The organism is Sodalis sp. (in: enterobacteria), assembly GCF_036327475.1.
Classification (GTDB): domain Bacteria; phylum Pseudomonadota; class Gammaproteobacteria; order Enterobacterales; family Enterobacteriaceae.
This window is the reverse complement of the sequence record NZ_CP132913.1, coordinates 58,388-78,772: the sequence shown is the minus strand read 5'-3', so window position 1 is coordinate 78,772 and position 20,385 is coordinate 58,388. Positions and strand designations below refer to the sequence as shown.

Here is a 20,385-nt window from a genome sequence, read left to right as displayed (position 1 = left end):
GATGGGCATCCTATTCTGGCCAGCGATAAAAGCATGGACAATCTACTCTAATATCATTTGTTCAGATCAAGGAGAAGTATCCGACAGGAACCGACGAGTCAGCGAAATACTTTTTGTTGGCGCGTCACGTGATGGGGTTACCCCGGCTACATGGCGACGATAAACACCATGACGCATTTCGATGCGCTGGCTATCACGTCCGATTTTGTGGTCACCGCAATGAAAAATTGAATGTGGCGGTGGAATTCTTCGGCGCTGATTTCGATCAGCGGTAAGCGCAGTATTCAGGCATGGCATTCAAAACATAATCATTCACCCTGCATAAATAGTTGCGAGATTTGACCAAAGACATGTTTATTTACAGCATGAAATAATTTGCCGCTGTCGGCACATGACGCAGCATTAAGGTCCAAAAATGAGCGTCATCGACGCCTTAACAGCATAACAATGCTGATGATAAGAAATGCCATACTGGGTAGCAAAGCCCCGAATACCGGCGGCATGTTGTACACCAAACTCAATGGCCCGAAGATTTGATCCAGCACGTAAAACAAGAAACCAAAGCTTATCCCGGTGACAATCCGTACCCCCATAGGTACGCTGCGCAGCGGTCCGAAAATAAACGACAGCGCCATAAGCACCATCACCGCCACCGAGAACGGCGAGAAAATCTTACTCCACATGTTTAGCCGGTAACGACTGGATTCCTGCCCGCTCTGCTTGAGGTAGTTGACGTAATTATACAGCCCCGAGATAGACAACGAATTTGGCTCCAGCGCGACAACCTCCAGTCTATCCGGAGTCAAGTTGGTTTTCCATTCGCCGTCCAGGGCTTGCCGGCCGATTATCTGCTTATCGTTGGTCAAATCCGATTCATCCACCTGCGATAATTTCCAGCTGCCGTTGCTGAAGGTGGCTATGGCAGCATAGCGTAGCGATTGCAGCCGTTCGGCCTTATCGAAATGATAAATATTGACGCCGGCCAGCTCATCACTACCTACCACTCGCTCGATGAAAATAAAGTCATTACCGTCCTTGGCCCACAGCCTGTTCTGAGTTGAGAGCATGGAGCCGCCGTAAATCGCCTGAGTGCGGTAGCTGTAGGCCATTTGCTCGCTCGCTGGCGCCACCCATTCGCCGATGGACATGGTCAAGAACACCAGTGGAATGGCGGTTTTCATCACCGAACCGGCCACCTGTAGCCGGCTAAAACCGGATGCCTGCATCACCACCAGTTCACTGCGGGTCGCCAGCGAACCCAGCCCCAGCAGCGCGCCCAGCAGCGCTGCCATCGGGAAGAAGATTTCGATATCTTTTGGCACGCTGAGCAAAGTAAACAGGCCTGCACCTAGGACCGAGTAACCACCTTGTCCCACCTTGCGCAGCTGCTCGACGAATTTAATAACGCCAGAAAGCGACACCAGCGTGAATAGGGTCATCATGATGGTATTAAAAATTGTTTTACCGATATAGCGGTCCAATACGCCAAACATTTAGGCTGCTCCTCTTGCATGCAGCCGCCAGTGAAGCCTGCGTGCCGGTACGCTGTCCCATAAATTCAGTACCAAAGCCAGCGACAGGTACGCCACATTGGTTAACCACATCGATAACATCGGGTCAAGCTTGCCCTTGGCGCCGTTGGAGCGCAGCGAGGTTTGTAGCAGGAAAAAAATCAAATACAGCAGCATCGCCGGCAGCATGCTTAGAACCCGGCCCTGCCGCGGGTTGACCGCCGATAGCGGTACAACCATCATCGCCATGATCAGCACCGACACCACCACCGTGAGCCGCCAGTGCAACTCGGCGCGCGCCTCCGGTTCCGGCGAGCGCCATAGCTGGTGCAGCGTCATCTGCTCGGCATCGGTGATGTCTATTGCTACCGCCCGATGGCCGATAACCGCCTGATATTGCGTAAAATCGGTAATGCGAAAATCGCGCAACAGCGCAGTCCCTTCATAGCGGATGCCTTTATCCAGCATGACCAATTGCGATCCGTCCGACCGCTGGGTTATATGACCACGGTCAGCAATAACTACGGAAGGACGCGCATTGCCATGCGGCTTGAGCTGGGCCAGAAACACACGTTCAAACCCCTTATCTTTCACGTTGCCGACAAACAGTACCGAATTGCCGTTTTCCGTCGGTTTGAATTGCCCCTCAACCAGAGCCGTCATGCTCGGGTTGGCCTTAGCGTCCGATATCACCAAATCCTGATGACGCGACGACCAGGGTAAAAGCCATACCACATTCACCGCCGCGACTATCGTGGTAATCAGGCTGAGCACGAGCGCCACGCGAATCAACACGCCTTTACCCAGCCCACAAGCGTGTATAACCGTAATTTCGCTTTCAGCGTACATGCGGCTCAACGTCAACAACAACCCCAGGAAAAGACTTAGAGGGAGGATCAATTGCGCCATTTCAGGCACGCCAAAGCCGACTAAAGATAAAATCAGGTTTGTCGGAATATCGCCATCCACCGCCGTACCTAAAATCCGCACCAACTTTTGACAGAAAAAAATCAGCAGCAGGATGAACAGAATGGCAAGCTGGCTTTTAAATGTCTCACGAACCAGATACCTAGTGATTATCACGCTTATTTCGCCTGTGCACCTTTATCGCTAAATAAAGTATATAACAACATTATCGATCGAGCCATGAGAACGCACTGGTTGTCGACAGAATAGCGTCCTTTATGTTGTTCAGATTAACACATAGAGTAAATGCAAAGGCAGGACGATGACAGGAAAGTCCATTTATCCTGCGAAATCGCCTTTGTCTTTAAGACTCAGGAGAATGCACGGAGTTCAGTGTAAAAGCGATACCACGGAAAACCAACGCAGTGCCTGTATCGTCGTCGGAGCTTTTGAACCTCGTCGTCTGCCCCGTCACCGAACAGCTCGATAAAATCAGTGAAGGCTATATCAACGCGCTGCCGCTAAAGACTTGAGCAACAGCTCCAATATTGCAATTCGGCCTACCTGGTCTTGCAGGCGCGCCAGCTGGCCGATGGATACAGAAAAACCACCATCTCTGAATCACTGATGTTGGTGATTGGGTGTAAAGGCAGCCCCGATATCGAAGTGCGGCCGATCGTGCTGGTAGGGAAAGGATTGACCTTTGACGCGGGCGGCATTTCCATCAAGCCCGCCGACAGCATGGATGCAATGAAATAGATATGCGCAGCGCCTCAACGGTCTGTCTATAGCGTGATGCACATGGCGGTGAGGCTTAATCTACCGCTGAATTCTGCGAAAATATGGTGATCTGCCGCCGGAAAATATGGTGAACTGTCGTGCGTTTCGACCCGGCGATGTATTGACTGCTCTCTCCAACCAAACGGTGGAAGTGTTGAATACCGACGTTGAGGCCGGCCAGTGCTGTGCGGCGATCTCACCTGTATCGAGCACTTCAACTCGGACGTGGTCATTGATGTCGCCACTTTGACCGGCACCTGCGTTGTTGCCCTTGGCCATCATTATTTAACCGTGCTGATGTCGAATCATAACCCGCTGGCCCATGAGCTCATCGGCACCGCCAAGCAGATCGCGACCACGCCTGGCGTTTGCCGTTGGGGATGAGCTCCAGGAGCAGTTGGAATCGAATTTCGCCGATTATGGCGAATTGGCAGCGAGCCCGGCGGCGCGATAACCGCCGGCTGCATATCGCGTTCGCGCGCAAATATATTTGTACGCACCTAAACATAACCGGAACCGCCTGGCGTTCCGGTAAAGCCAAGCGTGTCACGGGATGTGGCCGGTGGTAATGCTGTCACAATTCTTGCTCAACTACGCCGGACTCAACGGTGACGAGTAACCGCAAAAAAGGTATGCTTGCACTGGTGACCTTTGCCGCCTGTTGTTTTCCGTCATCCCCTGATTACAAGGCAGTACATGAAAAACGCAACCTTCTATTTGCTTGACCAACACATCGCCAGCGACGACCTGACCGCCGTGGAGCGGCTTGCCTGCGATTTGGCGGTCGGTAAATGGCGGGAGGGGGAAACGGGTGCTTATCGCCTGTGAGGACGATACCCAAGCGTTCAGACTGGACGAGGCGCTGTGGGCGCGCGATCCAGGTGTGTTCGTGCCGCATAACCTGGCGGGTGAAGGCCCGCGCTACGGCGCGCCGGTGGAAATTTGTTGGCCGCAGCGCCGCGGTAACGCGCCGCGGGATCTGCTGATAAGCCTGATGTCAACCTGCGCGAATTTTGCCTCCGCTTTCCATGAAGTGATAGACTTCGTCCCTGATGAAGACACTTTGAAACAGCTGGCGCGCGACCGTTATAAAGCGTATCGCAGCATCGGCTTCCAATTAGCCACGGCCCACGTCGCCAACGCAGTGATTAACTAGGCATAATGGACAAAACATACAATCCAAAAAATATCGAGCAGCCGCTGTACGAGCACTGGGAGCAGCAGGGCTATTTCAAGCCGAACAATGATACACAGCAGGGTAGCTACTGCATCGTGATACCGCCGCCGAACATCACCGGCAGTCTGCATATGGGCCATGCCTTCCAGCAAACCATTATGGATACCCTGATTCGTTATCAGCGTATGCAGGGTAAAAATACTCTGTGGCAAGTGGGCACCGATCACGCCGGCATCGCGACACAGATAGTGGTGGAGCGAAAAATCACCGTCGAAGAGGGTAAAACTCGCCACGATTACGGCCGCGACGCCTTTATTGACAAGATTTGGCAATGGAAAGCGCAATCCGGCGGCTCTATTACCAACCAGATGCGCCGGCTGGGCAATTCGGTGGATTGGGAGCGTGAGCGGTTCACCATGGACGACGGGCTGTCCAACGCGGTAAAGGAAGTGTTCGTGCGTCTGTATCAGGACGATCTGATTTACCACGGCAAACGCCTGGTGAATTGGGATCCGAAATTACGCACCGCGATCTCGGATCTGGAAGTGAAAAATCGCGAATCGAAGGGCTCTATGTGGTACCTGCGTTACCCGCTGGCCGACGGTGTGCACACTGCCGACGGTCTGGATTATCTGGTGGTTACTACCACACGGCCGGAAACCATGCTCGGTGACACCGCTGTGGCGGTGAATCCCAGAGATCCGTACTATCGCGATTTGATTGGAAAGTTCGTCATGCTGCCGCTGGTCGACCGCCGCATCCCGATTGTCGGCGACGAGCACGCGGATATGAGCAAAGGCACCGGCTGCGTCAAAATCACGCCGGCGCACGATTTCAACGACTATGAGGTCGGCAAGCGCCATGCGCTACCGATGATCAATATCCTGACCTTTGACGGAGACATCCGTCAGGAAGCCGAGGTATTCGACACCAACGGCGAAGCCAGCGAGGCGCTGTCTGACGCTATCCCGGCTGCTTTCCGTGGCCTGGAACGTTTCGCCGCCCGCAAGGCGATTGTGGCAGAATTCGACCGCCTAGGCCTGCTGGTCGAGGTCAAGGTCCATGATCTCACTGTCCCATATGGCGATCGCAGTGGCGTGGTTATCGAGCCTATGCTGACCGATCAGTGGTACGTGCGTGCAGCGCCGCTGGGGAAAGTGGCGGTGGCAGCGGTGGAACAGGGCGAGATCCGGTTCGTGCCGAAGCAGTACGAGAACATGTATTTCAGCTGGATGCGGAATATTCAGGATTGGTGTATTTCCCGCCAGCTGTGGTGGGGCCACCGCATTCCAGCTTGGTACGATGCCGAGAGTCGGGTCTATGTGGGCCGCAGCGAGGCCGAGGTGCGCCAGCAACATCAGTTAGCGGACGACATTCCGCTGCGCCAGGACGACGACGTGCTGGATACCTGGTTCTCTTCCGGACTATGGACCTTCTCCACCCTCGGCTGGCCGGAAAACACCGACGCACTGCGCACGTTTCATCCCACAAGCGTAGTAGTAAGCGGCTTTGATATCATCTTTTTCTGGATAGCGCGCATGATCATGCTGACTATGCATTTCATCAAGGACGACAACGGCAAACCGCAGGTGCCGTTTAATACTGTCTATATAACTGGTCTGATCCGTGATGAAGAAGGACTGAAGATGTCCAAGTTCAAAGGGAATGTTATCGACCCTCTTGACATGGTGGACGGCATTTCGCTGGCCGATTTGCTTGAAAAGCGTATCGGCAATATGATGCAGTCGCAGCTGGCGGATAAGATCCGAAAATGCACAGAAAAACAGTTTCCGCAGGGCATCGAGCCACACGGTACCGATGCCCTGCGTTTCACGCTGGCGGCGCTGGCCTCTACCGGCCGTGATATCAATTGGGACATGAAGCGTCTGGAAGGGTATCGTAATTTCTGCAATAAATTGTGGAACGCCAGTCGTTTTGTTCTGATGAATACCGAGGAACAAGACTGCGGTTTCAACGGCGGGAACCAAGTGCTGTCGCTGGCGGATCGCTGGATCCTAGCGGAATTTAACCAGACAGTGAAGGCGTTTCGAGAAGCGCTGGACACTTACCGCTTCGATTTAGCGGCCGGGATTTTGTACGAATTCACCTGGAATCAGTTCTGCGATTGGTATCTGGAGCTGACCAAACCGGTGATGAGCGGCGGTAGCGACGCCGAGCTGCGCGGTACCCGCCATACGTTGGTCAACGTGCTGGAAGGATTGCTGCGCCTGGCGCATCCCATCATTCCGTTCATCACCGAAACCATCTGGCAACGGGTGAAACTCCTCACCGGCGAACCGGGTGAGACCATTATGTTGCAGCCTTTTCCGGCCTATGATACGGCGTTGGCCGACGCCGACGCGCTCACCGACCTGAAGTGGATCAAGCAAACTATCGTCGCGGTGCGCACAATTCGCGCCGAAATGAATATTGCGCCCGGTAAGCCGATGACGGTGTTACTGCGCCAGGCTTCACCGGCGGTGACGCGCAGAGTGAACGAAAACTTGAGCTCTATACTCACCCTGGCACGACTTGACAGCATTACCTTGCTGCCTGCGGACGATAAAGGGCCAGTTTCCGTTACCCAACTTATCGACGGCGCCGAGCTGCTGATCCCGATGACAAGCCCGGTCGATAAAGACGCCGAGCTGGAGCGTCTGGCCAAAGAAGCGGCTCGCATCGAAAGCGAAATCGGCCGTATCGCCGCCAAGCTCGGCAACGAGGACTTTATCGGCCACGCGCCTGAGACAGTGGTGGCGAAAGAACGCGAGAAGCTGGAAAGATATCAGCAATCTAGGGCAAAATTGCTCGAACAACAAACGATCATCGCCGGTTTGTAATCGCACTGACGTTAGCCGGCAAGCGCGCGACTCCCGGTCGGCAACGGTGCTATCGCCAGGGCATCACGCTAACACCGGCGAGTGATCGTTCCTCGGTCACCGCGTCCGTCAGGCGGCGGCCGTCTCCGAGCATCGCCCGGTCGTCTCGGCGGTTTCAGTTGCATCGCCAAGCATTGCGGTGCTATTGCTTTAACTGCCTTTGCTTTTAACTGCCTTTATTTATGTCCGGATCACGACCGTGCCCATTACCCCTGCAGATGCCATACGAGTGCGTCCGATAACGCTAGCAGACAATAACGCCATCGCGCAGGTGATCCGCCGGATTCTCGCCGCATTCTACCTGACGGCGGATACAGGCTATGCCGTTTCCGGTCCAATCTCGATCATCTCTATGAGCTCTACAGCCAGCCGCGCAGCGCTTATTGGGTCATTGAGTTGCACGGGCAGCTGGCGGGCGGAAGCGGCGAAAACGAAGAGGTTTGCGAACTGCAAAATGCATTTTCCTACCCGCACTGCATGGATGGGGAGTAGCTTGGAAGTTGGCCAAGCGCGCTGACATTTGCCCCCAAGTTGGGTTCCACGCCAATATTATCTGGAAACCACCGCCTTGCACTATTGCCCTCTGTAAGCAGTTGAGCTTTTGCCATATCGCTGACAACGGGCAATACTGGCCACGTCGTCGACCGCGGAGTCACCATGTTGAAAACGTTATAAACCGTCTAGGTAGGAGCGAATAGCGCCGGCGACGGCCGTTATTTGCGTCATCCTTCAGCTGACCTTCGTGGTCAGAGGTGGTGGCAATTAATGGCGTGTGGCGGTCACCTCGTCGCTATCCGCCGAGTCATCGTCTTGAGCAAACTCATCGCCTTCTTCATCCTCTCCGTGAGAATCCTCGAAATACGTGCCCCAGCTGTCGTAATTTACCCCCCCAAGTGCTGCGCCGGGGTAAAGAGCTGTTCTACCTGTGCATCGATAAGCTCCACCTGTAATGCGACTTCACTGACCGCATCGCAACACATTAGCGTTTCGCCGCCTTCCACTGTAAGCTCTGCGGCATCGGTGACCTCGTAACCCAATTTGATACTGCGACTTTCTCCAGGGTGTCAAAATTGTCCGCGGAAAAATGATGTTCGATGATATAAAGCACCTTAGGATCGCTGCCGTCTTCCAGCAGTTCGGCAATAATCAGACGCGTCTCTATCGCGTTGCTCTTCAAGAAATGCCATACCCCTGCCCGTCAGCCCGTAGGAGGGCTATTTTCACACACCGACGGATGTGGCTCCGGCTCAAAGTATTCATGTAGAAACGGATGATAAATCAGTTATTTCAACGAAATTTCTGAAGTTAATGGATTTTACCTCTGCCGAGATTAATCAGTTACTGACGCTGACCACCGACCTGAGGCGCCAGAAGCACGCCAGCGGCGAGACACCGCGCCTGGCCGGTAAAAATATTGCGCTTATCTTCGAAAAAGATTCGACCTGTACCCGCTGCTCTTTCGAAGTTGCCGCCTTTGGTTAGAGTGCACGCGTGACCTATGTGGGGCTGAGCGGCAGCCAGATAGTCGGGTACTCAGCCGTATGTATGACGGAATTCAATGTCGCGGCTATGGTCAAGGAATCGTCGAAACGCTGGCGCGTCATGCCGGCGTGCCAGTATGGAGCGGGCTTACGACCGATCCTATCCAATTACTGGCTGACTTAATGACCATGCAGGAATATTTGACGGAAAAACCTTTTAATCAAATGTCTCGGAGATGCGCGCAATAGCGTAAACTGATATCGATTTGCGGTTGGTGGCGCCGAGCTCCTGCTGGCAAGAGCTGGTGACAATCCGCCTTCGATTGGCGTAGCAAAACAGCGGCGAGATTATCCTTACCGAAGATATCACCGCCGGCGTGCAGGCGGTGGACTTTATCTATACCGATTGTGGGTATCCATGGGGCGAGGACAAAAGCGTATGGCAGGACGCATCGCGCTTCTAGGCGCCTATCAGGTCAATATGGCCATGCGGCGAAGTTTTTTGCACTGTCTGTCCGCGTTCCATGACGATCAAACCATCCTCGGAAATAGTGAAACACTACGGCTTAGCGAGCGGCATGGAAGTGACAGACAAGGTATTTGAGTCCGCACACAGCGTGGTATTTGATCAGACGGAAAACCGCCTGCATACCATCAAAGCCGTCATGGCGGGGACGCTGTGATACAGCCGTCATCCGGTTAGTTAGCGCTCGCTTAAACGCCGAATGACTTCCGCTAAAATTCGGGGACTGCCTTTCTTGCTGGCGGCGGAGGTCAGCGTCACGCTTACATCGCCCGCGCCACGTCGATTTTTATCACCGCCTTGCGAATGTCGTCGGCTTGCCACCGCGCGCAACGGCGTATGCACTTCACGGGGGAAATATACCACGAAATCCCAAGCTTGTAGCACTACCTGTTTTTCATGTTGACCCGACGGCAGAAAGGCGATATCTCTTTCTTCCGGCTGATCGGTATCCGATTTGCCCGTCAGCGTGCTGTAACATTGCGATTCGGTGTCAGGCAGAAAAATCTGGGTATCAAGATATTTGGCATGATATTTAGCGCGGCGCGCCTGGCGCGGTTCCGTTACTTAGTGTAGAGCAAGAAATGGGTGAACGGTGAGAGCGATCCGTCAGTTATTTTACCGCGCCGACTAAACGGTTCCTTTTCGTTGCCGTCGGACAAGTTTAGGCTTGAAGCAGAAAATCATCGGCGTGCTTGGTAATTTGCCGGGAGGCATCATGCACAGCATTAGCACATATGTCGACGCCATCGTGATGCACTATCCGCAGGAAGGGGCAGTTCAGCTCACCACTAAATTCCCTGATAGGTGCCGATTTTGAACGCCGACGACGGCGCCAAGCAGTATTTGACCTGGACGCTTTTCGATCTATTCACCATTCAAGAAACTCATGGTCGTTTAGATCATCTCAGCGTCGCTATGGTGGGCGCTCTGAAATACGGCCGCACCGTGCACTCACTAACCCAAGCGCTGGCCAAATTCGACGACAACTTCTATTTTAGATGTTGGCGATGCCTTCCTGCACCCTGCACATCCATGGCAGGGTGCAGTACGATGACGGCAGCACAGCCGATCGTTGGTGCTGCGCTGCCTATGCTTTTCGCCAGCTCGCCGGCACAGTGTGGGCCGATAGCCGCTTGTGACAGCCTGACGAGGATTATGACCACCGGCGACGACACGGAACAGCAAGGGGGAATCACCTATGACAGCATGATAATAAACTACAAGTCGAAGCGATACGCCGCGGCACGGTCATCGACCATATCCCGGCGTAGGTAGCTGGAAATTGTTGAGCCTGTTTAAGCTGACTGCCATCGCGATGCAGCCGTCCAACCAACAAAGCAAAAGGATCTAATCAAGCTGGAAAATGTCTTTGTGACTAAAAAGTAAGCCAACCAGCTCGCCATCTATGTGCCGCACGCCACGGTCAACCATATTGATAATTACGATGTGGTGCGTAACAGACGCTGCAATTTCCGGAACGTGTAGATGGGTGCTCACCCGCCCAAGCAGTAATTATATTAACCGCCAGCGAGCCAGTCGCCCCCGGTTTTGCGTCAAGGTCCGTAGTCAGCAGGTGCACTTATAGTGCAAATATTGCGAGAAAGAATTGAACACCAACCAGTGATTCAAGGCGCCTGATCCCTTCGCAGCGGCCGGTCTATGACCTATGCTAGACGGTATCGCTATTTTGCTTAATGTGCAATCATCAGGAGTAATCATGACCCGCGTAATAAATACGAGAAACGCACCTGCAGCCATTGGTCCCTATGTGCAGGCGGTCGATCTCGGTAATATGATCCTTACCTCCGGTCAGATCCCAGTGTGCCCGAAGAGTGGCCAGATAGCGGAAGCGGTTGCCAATCAGGCGCGCCAGTCGCTGGAGAATGTCAAAGCTATCGTCGAAGCGGCGGGTTTACAGGTTGCGGACATCGTAAAAACAACGGTGTTTGTCAAAGATCTTGACGATTTTGCGACGATTAACGCCAACTATGAAGCCTTTTTTACCGAACATAACGCACCGTTTCCGGCCCGCTCATGCGTGGAAGTTACACGGCTGCCGAAAGACGTGAAAATCGAGATTGAAGCTATTGCCGTACGCCGCTAGGCGCAGCGCCGGCAGGCGTTGCCTGCCGGCGTCATCAAGCTCCCTCCACTGTGGCTCAGGCGCCATCGTTACCGATGACAAGAAAGACGCCCTGCCACATGCCGAAAGGCTCGCGCAGATAGAGTGGGTAAAGGTGGAGTCCAACCAATCCAGGGGTCGCGGGAAGGCGCGAAACGAGATAGAGTAACAGTGCGCTATATGGTATGTTGCAGGTCGCGACAATGACAATGTTGATGGAAACCCGTGTTCGCCGATAAAATTGACCTGAAGTGTGATGAGCCGGCGTTATATGAGTAACGGCAAGGCGGTCGGGATCTATTTTGAGCACACATTTACCCCCATCTCATGGAGCGTTATTGATTTGACACGGGTAACTCGGCCAACGGCATCGATCTTGCCGAGCTTGAACGTTGATATCAACGTTGCGAGCATCCGTCAACCGTAATCATCTTAAGTCGGCGCGTCAGAAGATCTATGATCTCGGTCACCACCTCATTGTGTTGTCTATGAGAAAGTAGCGATCCGTTCGCCCATACGAGCCGGCTGAACATGATGCACACGATTTCGTGTGCAGGGCCATACCGCCGACTTCCGGACGTCGCGTGACCTGCGACAAATCATTGCTAGTGAGGGAAATACTGACGATATTGTCTCCTTCCTGCAGGAAAGGAACTTGCCCGTTGATGAAATTGAAGCGCGTAACGTTGCCAAAACCATATTGCCGAAATCATTTTTGCTGAACCGTCGCCACAAGGTTACCTCATTATCTCAGCGCACTGTAATGACAGATGCAGTCAGTTGGGGTAATAAGGCGGGTACCCTGGACGGTCTGGCAGTGGACGGTCTGGAAAGAATGTGCTGACCATGGCCGGCAAAAAGAGCGGAACGTCTCGCAATTCCACCTGTGACAAAGGCGCTTCCCTTGATGCCGTCGTTGCACATTTCCATGCAGTGCGGCATGTGCTGAGCCTTGAAATTAATGCCGCATACGTGCAAGAAGAGCCCGGATGCGCCTTTGTCGCGCCACCCGAGTGGACTAAGGTGTTTCTCTATCCTCGACTTGGACGCAGTGCTGTCTGGCGATCCTGGGCCATGGTTATTATTGGGTAACTCCATTGGGTCGTCAATGCCGAACTGGGATTGTTTACAGAGCGCCAATCTGCCTGCGAAAAGTAATTTCCAAGGGCATAAGGGATTGGACGCACTGACCGGAAAAGTCAACTTCGATATTTCCAAATGGATTCTGCTCAGGCAGTTAGAATAGCGTCGTGGATGCTCAAGCTGGATAGCAATGCTCTTCAAGACTTCGGTGGTGCAAAAATTGCTGCGGCAAGCGTAGCGGCGAGACGCACCCGGGTTGGTCGAGCCGCTTGCTATAAGATCGATGCCATGCAGCATTTGGGTACTGTCGTCGAAGCTTACCTTGTTGTCCTGCCGGTAGCCGTTAAGGATGACTCGCAAGATCGTGATGTCCTTGCCAGTCTTGAAGCCTTGATGCCGGAGTTCACCATCGGTTTTCACGATCAGTTTCTGGTCGCCAATGTCGACTCGTACCTCCGCCATCGCGATCTGATTGCAGTGCGCATTACGTCTGGCTCCAGCGTGCAGCATAATTGTTCAAATGTCATGGAGCTGTCCATGAGGGGTTGACGGCCTACTGACAAATGGCCTAGGAGAGCGTGTGGATCTTGAAATTGACATCGTCTTCCGCTGCTCAAAAGCTTCGATGTGACGAAAGGCAGGAGCCGTGCAAACTGTGTCATGATCGTCACACAGAAAGAGATCGGCGAGGATATCGCTCATAGGGATAGACTCGATACCCGGACAATGTTATCTATCGAAGAAAGCCGCGTTTCTCTGTTCTCTGTAGTTAGCGCCGGCGCCTATACCTTTGCATACTGGAAAGTAGCTATCTCAGACTTCTACAAGTTATTTAATTTCATAAAGGTGGTGCCTATGAATGGCAAGCCATGATACTGGACGATACCCTTTATTTCCTGCCTGTCAGCATGAATCGGAGGCAAATTTCATCATGACATTGGTGTAATCACAGCCGTTCACGGAGTTTCGCGATGGTGTTTAACAACGAGAAGCAAGACGCTCCATCACTGCCGAACTGTTAAAGCGCGTTTCCCTTGAGCGCATGGCGGGCAAATTAAGCATGAGCAAACCTACGACGCCATCACCCGGCAGATTAACCGGCGTCGCCTCGACGTAGGATCACCTCGGCACAGCCTTAATCGCTAGCAAGGCTTCTTTCTCTTTATCACCCATTGCCGCTGCCCAGGTACGGGGCGGCGTTGCCGCAACGCGCCGCAGATTTATCACCGCTGTCAAGTCCAAATTTGCTGCCGGAAAGTGGCAAAATCCGCCTACCTCCCTTTTCCTAGCTATTTCAAGTGCTACCGCGTGGACGGGTAAAATTGCGCTGACTAGCAATTTATCCAAACATAAACTTTATTGCGCAAAGTCAATTTTAGTGCGATTGTTGCGATGCTTTTCAAAAACTACATATAGTGCCATGCGATGCAGTGCGCACACTGCCGATAATCAGCCGCTTCGTCGCAGCGCGTTCCTAGCCGGCATGCGTGGTTTGTACGCGTAAACGCTCCGTGGTGGCGTAAGCTGACTTTGGCAACATGAGCAATTTCTTTTTCAAGCGCTGCCCGCAGGCGCGGCATTTAACCTCTTTCGGCATAGAAGGAGTCACATCATGCAACCGGTAGTGATCAAGCGGGAGGGATATCAGGTCAATTTCGATGAACAGTGTATTTCCAGGCGATTTTGCATGCTGCACAAACGCCAGGAGTAGTAGACGACGCGGATTATTACGCGATGCGTCCCGCTCCCATGTGAATATCCGCGATATCCAGGGCGCGGTGGAAAATCAGCTTAACGGGTCTTTATAAAACCCTCACGCAGCTGTCTCCACCACGGTCGCCGCGCGAATTATCGCCCAGGGCGCCCGCCATATTTACGGCGGCACCATCACTGATCGGATAGATGAAATCCTGGTACCCCATGTCACCACCAGTCGTGACAAGCACCGCAACACCGCCGGTGAATGGCATATTGCGGATGTGGAAGACTATGCCCGCTCCCATACCGAAAAAGAATGTTTTGATGCTTTCCGGTTGCTAGAATATGAGATCAATACTCTAAACACCGCCAATGGCCAGACACCGTTCGTCACCTTCAACTTCTGGACCGGGCACTAACGCGGAATCGCGACTGATTCAGCAGTCCATATTGCGCAACCGCATCGCTGGTTTGGGTAAAAACCGGAAAACCGCAATGTTCCCCAAGTTGGTGTTCGCGATTCACGACGGTGTCAATCATAAATTCTCATCACTAAAAGGATGTACCTCGACATACTCAATTATAATCAGGTGTTGAAGGTTACCGGATCGTTTAAAACGCCGATGGGTTGCCGCAGTTTCCTCGGTGCTTATGAGAGAAATGGCCAACTTGTCTACGATGGCCACAATAATCTTGGCGTCATCAGCCTCAATTTGTCGCGCATTGCGCTGTAAGCTGAATCAAAAAGCGCGCTTCTGGACATTACTGGACGGGCAGCGGCAGCTGACTAAAAGTATTGATGACACGTATGCTCGACTGGATGGCGTGAAAGCGCTGGTCGCGCCACCATTTCGCTGGGCTATATTGGCATTCACAAAACCATTAATGCGCCATTTAGCAACCGCACCCGCGTTTTACGACAGCGTCTACCAGCGGGAGAGAGCGCTGGCGACGTCGCACGGTGGTTGCAGGCAGCAACCGAAAACCGGTTATGGTTTCAGCATCTACCAGTACGCCGAGCGAAAACCTGTGCGACCGTTTTTGCCGCCTGGACTCCGCCGAGTTCGGTATTATCGACGGCGTGACCGATGAGGGGTATTGCACCAACAGTTTCCATCTGGACGTTAAAAAGTGAATTCCTGCGATATGTTGGATTTCGAAGCGTCATATCCTTCGCTGGCGAGCGGCGGCTTTATTTGCTAATCTGCAACATAATCCGCGCGCTGGAAGATGTTTTTGACCACAGCTATCACTGCGTGCCTTACTGCTGCTACCAATACTCCTATCGATGAATGTTACGAGTACGGTTTTACCGGCGAATTCGCCTGCACCAGTAAAGGCTTGACCTGCTCGTAATGCGGCAACCATAACCCGTCGCGCATGTCGATGATCCGGCGGGTCTGCGGTTATCTTGACAGTCCGGATGTGCAGTCGTTTAACACCGGCAAACAAGAGGAAGCCAAACGGCGCGTCAAGCATCTCTCGACCGGCAAGCTGGGTTAATGAGCGATGAATTACCATCAGAGTACTACTCGGTAGATGTCATCAATGGCCCAGGTACGCGCTGTACGCTGTTCGTCCCCGGCTGGTGAGTCAAATCCGGGATGCTACAACCAAAACACCTTGCGGCTTAATTACCCTTTTAGTCAGATGATCGCCGGCGCTAGCGGAGCGCTTGAAGGGCGGGCGCTATACCGGTGTGGATATCGATCTGGTACGCGCCGCTGTTGTCGATGCTGGTCATTTTGGCGCTGTACAAGCTGTTGCACCGCCGCGGCTGATGGCGTCAACGCACCTCTGGGTCGATCCGCGGTTTTACTCCACTTTGGCCGCGTGGGTCACCACCTTGACACTTCATCGATCTACAAAACGTCATAATGTCATTAACATCTGGCTGTTTGTGATCTCTACTTAGTACCGCCATCCCCCCGCCGATAGCGCCATGGGCGCTATCGGGAAGACGCGTACAATCAGTCTTTGGTTGTCAACATCTCTTTCTCATACACCAGCGCCTGCACGCTGTCGTATTGATTTTCCCATTTTGAGATCACCAGCACCGCCAGCGCATTCCCTACAACATTAAGCGCAGTACGCGCCATATCCAGGATCCGGTCGACGCCGGCAATAAACGCTAGCCCCTCTAGCGGAATGCCCACGCTGCCAAGCGTCGCTAGCAGCACCACAAAGGATACGCCTGGTACACCGGCAATCCCTTTGGAGGTAACCATTAGCGTCAGCACTAGCACTGCTTCCTGGCCAATGGATAGTTCAATGCCGTACAGCTGCGCGATGAAAATGGCGGCGATACTCTGATACAGCGTCGACCCGTCCAGGTTGAACGAATACCCCGTCGGCACCACGAAGCTGGTAATCGCCTCAGGTGCGCCGTACGCCTCCATTTTTTCGATAATGCGCGGCAACACACTTTCTGAACTGGCAGTGGAAAAGGCCAGAATCAACTCTTCCCTCAAAATGCAGATAAGCGTCCAAATACGCAACCGGCAGAGCCGCGCCACGGTCCCCAGCACCACCAGGGCAAAAAAGATAATGGCGCCGTATACCAACAGCGCCAGCTTGGCTAGCGGCAGTAGCGAGGCGAAGCCAAAGGTCGCCACGGTGACCGAAATCAGTGCAAAAACCCCCACCGGCGCATAGCGCATCACCATATGCGTAACTTTGAACATCGTCTCCGCGACAGCGTTGAACACATTTAACAGCGGCGCCCGAGTATTTTCCGGCAAAGAGGCTAGGCCGAGCCCGAACAAGACAGAGAAGAAAATGATCGGTAACATGTCGCCGTTGGCCATCGAAACAAAAATATTTGCCGGGATAATCGACAAAATGGTGCCGACTAGACTATGGCCGCTTGACTGCACTGCAACGGCAGTTTGCTCGTATTTTGAGATATCCACAACCGCCAGCGTCGACATATCAATCCCGCGGCCTGGGTGAAAGACATTTGCGAGAGTAATTCCCAGAATGATCGCCAGCGTCGTGATTATCTCAAAATACAGGATGGTTTTAAATCCGATGCTGCCGAGCTTTTGGGCATCGCCAATACCGGCAATGCCGACAACCAGCGTGGCGACCATGATGGGCACCACGATCATCTTGATCATGCGGATGAAAATATCCCCTGCCGGAGAAAGAATATTAGCAATCATCCAATCGCGTGATTCTCCCTGGTTATGGAGTACCGCACCGAGCAGGATACCCAGGACTAAAGCAATGAGAATTTGCCAGGCGAGTGTTATTTTTAACTTTTTCATAACAATAGTTATTTCCTAGTAGACCCCACCGTGACCCCACCGTAACCTCAAAAACGTCGAGCACACATGGTGTTTCTTTAAGATTTGATTTATAAGAGATTTCGACAATTTTTTCTGTTATTCTAGGTATTTTACAGGAGATTGACTTTAACTCTTTGTTATCAAAGGGATTAGAAAACGCGCTGAAATCGCTACTATCAGATGCGCTACCCGCCTTTATATACGTTTTTTAAACAGAATAAAATGATAAATATCGCTGAAAGGGTCTGAGATGGCCCCATTAATGCTTGTTATCCCAGGTCTGGCGGGGTGTTTTTTCCAATAAGTGCAGAGACCTTATAGGTGATGCGTGATCTGTCGCGCAAAAAAGAAACAAAACCAATCCAAGGAGGGTTAATTAGCCAAGAGTTGACATATCATTAACAAATACAAGGAGGAAACTATGAGTCAACCCAATCGCTACCCGATTCCTTTTGGCGAGAATATGCTCAAATTGTGGAATGGATTACCCTTTCTGAAATACTACCTTCAATCCCGCTCACGTCAATATCCGCTGGTTGAAGACGGCACATTAAATGTGGCCGCCAATTGCCTCGATCGTCATTTGCCAGAACGAGGCGATCAAACCACGATTATCTGGGAAGGGAGTGACGTCAGCCAAAGTAAGACCCTCACCTACTGCAAATTACATAAGGCGGCGTGCCGCTTCGATAAGGTTTTGAATACGCAAAGGATCGGTAAAGGGGATGTGGTGGCCATGTAATATGCTCATAGTGCTGGAAGTGGCGGTAGTCATGCTGGCCTGCGCCCGCATTGGCGCCGTCCACTCGGTGATTTTCGCCGGGCTTGCTCCGTAGGCGATCGCCGGCTGCATTATCGACTGCCGCATTATCGACTTCAGCGCCAAATTGGTGATAACCGCCGATGATGGGCTGAGCGCCCGTGGCGATGGGCGCAGAGGATCCGCTGTTCATTCCTTATACCTCCGGCTCGACCGACACCCCGAATGGCGTGTTACGCACCACCAACGACTATCTGGTCTATGCCGCCATGACCTTTAAATACGTATTCGATTATCATCCCGGCGATATTTACTGATGTACCGCCGACGTTGGTTGGGTAACCGGCCACAGCGATCTTCTCTATGGTCCGATGACCTGCGGTGCTATTGCCCTCATGTTCGAGGGTGTACCCAACTGGCCTGTATGACTTAAGTGTTTGATTTAATACATAATACACTCTATACCGTGCCGACTGCTATCCTCGCGCTCATGGCCAAAGGGGCAGAGCGATAGACGGAACCCACTGTACATCGCTGCGGATCACGGGCTAGGTGGGGAGCCGATCAATCCAGAAGGCGCTGCCGTTTTTCGGCGCGTAGCCCGCGCTGGTGGATAACACCGGCCACCTGGCCCGGCCAGACGTGCATGCTGTATGGCGATCACGATCGTTTCGCGCAGACCTATTTTACGGCGCTCGGCGCAACGAGGACGGTTATTACTGGATAACCGGTCGCGTGGATGATGTGCTGAACGTTCCCTGCCATCGCCAACGGCACCGCCGAGATTGAATCGGCGCTTGGGGCACATCCGAAAATTGCCAAAGCGGTAGTGGGGATTCCCCATATTATGCCTATATTACGCTCAACGCTAACGAAACCCCGCCGCAGGAATTATATAACAAGGTCCGCGCCTGGATGCGCAAGGAGATTGGCGCTATCTCTGCCACGATATCTCGCACTGGACCGATTCGCTGCCGAAAACCCGCTCAGGCAAAATCATGTGCCACATCTTGCGCAAAATCGTCGCCGGCGATACCGGCGATCTGGGCGACACATTCATGCTCGCCGATCCCGGCGAGGTCGAAAAGTTGCTGGAAGGGCTTGTCTACGACCCTCTAAGCATCCCGGTGCCAGCGTGACGCGTAGCATCCAGCTCGGCATCGGTCTGATTGTGGCCTCCTTCCATGCTACCGGTATTTACATCATCCGCGCCAATGGTAAGTTCGATCGTCTGTCTCAACAGCTATTGCGTGAGATGCCGTATGGCCAATAAATACTTCTGGACCGTGACGCTGCCGCTGGCCGCCTTTCCGCTGCTCATCCAGGCCGAAACGGTCAACGACGTCATTCGCGCCAACCGCTTAACCTGCAAGGCTATTTATCCTGTTTGTGCTGTTTGTCGCCGCTACTGTGTATTACCTATTTGGAAACGGACCTGCTCGCGCAAATATTACACCGCTAGCAGAAACATCACCAGCTTACAAAACGGGCTGGCGATCTCCGGCGATTTCATGTCCGCCGCGATCGTTCCTCGGTATTTTATACTCGAACGGCTACGCAATCTCGGGTGCTATACGTTGCCTATGTCGCGCCATACCGCTTGCGGCAGAAATCGATCCGCACGCTTTCCGCCTGCGCCACGCTGGTGGTAGCGCTATACCTGATAGCACAGGATGCTATGGTAATACATGCCAAGGGCGCGACTATCGTGCGGCCCGGAACTGGGGGCCGATCCGGTCTCGGCGCCGTCGCTAGAGCTGGCGCTGATGTTCGGGATGGCGGGCATGCCTCATATCCTAATGTGTTTTACCGTCAATGAGTAAAAGCGTGTTATACGCCACCGGCTTTATGAGCTACTTTCTCAACGTTTATTGCGGTAACAACATAGCAGCGATCCATCCGGCCAATGCGGTGGGCGGCAACTTTTTCCCTCGGCTTTATTTAAGCGGTAGTGGCAGGGGTAAGGCTGGCCGGCGTGTCGGCTGTTTTCCACGATTTCACACGATCTGTACGCCAACAACGGGGTGTGACGAGCTGCAGGTGTCGAAAATTGCCGTGGTAGTGCTAATAATTATCGGCCAGACCATTTAGGTGCAGGTGTTGGGGCGCATCAAACCGATTTCGCTGTTCTCAATGCTGGTGGCGTGTATCGGACTTGTCTGTTTCCCATAA

Annotated in this window: 9 protein-coding genes and 12 pseudogenes; 16 read left to right on the top strand and 5 right to left on the bottom strand. The window is 53.0% G+C overall.

Annotated features, from left to right (window positions below):
- Window positions 1-422: 422 nt before the first annotated feature.
- Window positions 423-1,493 carry an LPS export ABC transporter permease LptG gene (gene lptG, locus GPOALKHO_RS00450; protein WP_406702465.1) on the bottom strand — a complete coding sequence of 357 codons (1,071 nt, stop codon included), beginning with the start codon at window positions 1,491-1,493 and terminating at the stop codon, window positions 423-425.
- A complete protein-coding gene (lptF, locus tag GPOALKHO_RS00445) occupies window positions 1,494-2,594 on the bottom strand; it encodes an LPS export ABC transporter permease LptF (protein WP_406702464.1) in 1,101 nt (366 codons plus the stop codon).
- A gap of 438 nt (window positions 2,595-3,032) precedes the next feature.
- Between lptF and GPOALKHO_RS00440 the strand changes: the two are divergent.
- The 4 genes and pseudogenes from GPOALKHO_RS00440 to GPOALKHO_RS00425 all read left to right on the top strand — a co-directional run.
- Window positions 3,033-3,816, top strand: a pseudogene (locus GPOALKHO_RS00440) (leucyl aminopeptidase); the annotation flags it as partial.
- A 77-nt stretch (window positions 3,817-3,893) separates the two neighbouring features.
- Window positions 3,894-4,353, top strand: a pseudogene (locus GPOALKHO_RS00435) (DNA polymerase III subunit chi).
- 5 nt (window positions 4,354-4,358) lie between these two features.
- Window positions 4,359-7,214 carry a valine--tRNA ligase gene (locus GPOALKHO_RS00430; RefSeq protein ID WP_406702462.1) on the top strand — a complete coding sequence of 952 codons (2,856 nt, stop codon included), beginning with the start codon at window positions 4,359-4,361 and terminating at the stop codon, window positions 7,212-7,214.
- A gap of 244 nt (window positions 7,215-7,458) precedes the next feature.
- Window positions 7,459-7,928 (top strand): annotated as a pseudogene (locus tag GPOALKHO_RS00425) (GNAT family N-acetyltransferase).
- Window positions 7,929-8,015: 87 nt separating this feature from the next.
- Here GPOALKHO_RS00425 and rraB read toward each other — a convergent pair.
- Window positions 8,016-8,440 (bottom strand): annotated as a pseudogene (rraB, locus tag GPOALKHO_RS00420) (ribonuclease E inhibitor RraB).
- Window positions 8,441-8,561: 121 nt separating this feature from the next.
- On the opposite strand from rraB, the pseudogene GPOALKHO_RS00415 reads away from it, so the two are divergent.
- Window positions 8,562-9,417 (top strand): annotated as a pseudogene (locus GPOALKHO_RS00415) (ornithine carbamoyltransferase subunit F).
- A gap of 20 nt (window positions 9,418-9,437) precedes the next feature.
- On the opposite strand, the gene GPOALKHO_RS00410 reads toward GPOALKHO_RS00415, so the two are convergent.
- A complete protein-coding gene (locus tag GPOALKHO_RS00410) occupies window positions 9,438-9,764 on the bottom strand; it encodes a YhcH/YjgK/YiaL family protein (protein WP_406703295.1) in 327 nt (108 codons plus the stop codon).
- A gap of 211 nt (window positions 9,765-9,975) precedes the next feature.
- On the opposite strand from GPOALKHO_RS00410, the pseudogene GPOALKHO_RS00405 reads away from it, so the two are divergent.
- The 8 genes and pseudogenes from GPOALKHO_RS00405 to GPOALKHO_RS00370 all read left to right on the top strand — a co-directional run.
- A pseudogene (locus tag GPOALKHO_RS00405) lies at window positions 9,976-10,256 on the top strand (aspartate carbamoyltransferase); the annotation flags it as partial.
- A gap of 236 nt (window positions 10,257-10,492) precedes the next feature.
- A pseudogene (locus tag GPOALKHO_RS00400) lies at window positions 10,493-10,845 on the top strand (aspartate carbamoyltransferase regulatory subunit).
- 132 nt (window positions 10,846-10,977) lie between these two features.
- Window positions 10,978-11,364 carry a 2-iminobutanoate/2-iminopropanoate deaminase gene (gene ridA / locus GPOALKHO_RS00395; RefSeq protein WP_406702461.1) on the top strand — a complete coding sequence of 129 codons (387 nt, stop codon included), beginning with the start codon at window positions 10,978-10,980 and terminating at the stop codon, window positions 11,362-11,364.
- Window positions 11,365-11,932: 568 nt separating this feature from the next.
- Window positions 11,933-12,226, top strand: a complete 294-nt coding sequence (locus tag GPOALKHO_RS00390; protein ID WP_406702460.1) for a hypothetical protein — start codon at window positions 11,933-11,935, stop codon at window positions 12,224-12,226.
- Window positions 12,227-12,636: 410 nt separating this feature from the next.
- Entirely contained in the window at window positions 12,637-13,014 is a 378-nt protein-coding gene (locus GPOALKHO_RS00385) for a hypothetical protein (protein WP_406702458.1), read from the top strand.
- Window positions 13,015-14,285: 1,271 nt separating this feature from the next.
- Window positions 14,286-15,666 (top strand): annotated as a pseudogene (gene nrdD, locus GPOALKHO_RS00380) (anaerobic ribonucleoside-triphosphate reductase); the annotation flags it as partial.
- A gap of 6 nt (window positions 15,667-15,672) precedes the next feature.
- A pseudogene (locus GPOALKHO_RS00375) lies at window positions 15,673-15,813 on the top strand (4Fe-4S cluster-binding domain-containing protein); the annotation flags it as partial.
- 25 nt (window positions 15,814-15,838) lie between these two features.
- On the top strand, window positions 15,839-16,078 hold the full coding sequence (locus tag GPOALKHO_RS00370; protein WP_406703517.1) for a hypothetical protein: 240 nt from the start codon (window positions 15,839-15,841) through the stop codon (window positions 16,076-16,078).
- Between the two features lie 55 nt (window positions 16,079-16,133).
- Here the strand turns inward: GPOALKHO_RS00370 and gltP are convergent, their stop codons facing one another.
- Window positions 16,134-17,432: a glutamate/aspartate:proton symporter GltP gene (gltP, locus tag GPOALKHO_RS00365; RefSeq protein WP_406702457.1), complete on the bottom strand. Its 1,299-nt coding sequence runs from the start codon at window positions 17,430-17,432 to the stop codon at window positions 16,134-16,136.
- A 441-nt stretch (window positions 17,433-17,873) separates the two neighbouring features.
- On the opposite strand from gltP, the pseudogene GPOALKHO_RS00360 reads away from it, so the two are divergent.
- The 3 pseudogenes from GPOALKHO_RS00360 to GPOALKHO_RS00350 all read left to right on the top strand — a co-directional run.
- A pseudogene (locus GPOALKHO_RS00360) lies at window positions 17,874-19,352 on the top strand (AMP-binding protein); the annotation flags it as partial.
- Window positions 19,334-19,486, top strand: a pseudogene (locus GPOALKHO_RS00355) (DUF485 domain-containing protein); the annotation flags it as partial. The pseudogenes GPOALKHO_RS00360 and GPOALKHO_RS00355, both read left to right, overlap by 19 nt.
- Window positions 19,476-20,133: pseudogene (locus GPOALKHO_RS00350) on the top strand (sodium:solute symporter family transporter); the annotation flags it as partial. The pseudogenes GPOALKHO_RS00355 and GPOALKHO_RS00350, both read left to right, overlap by 11 nt.
- Window positions 20,134-20,385: the final 252 nt, after the last annotated feature.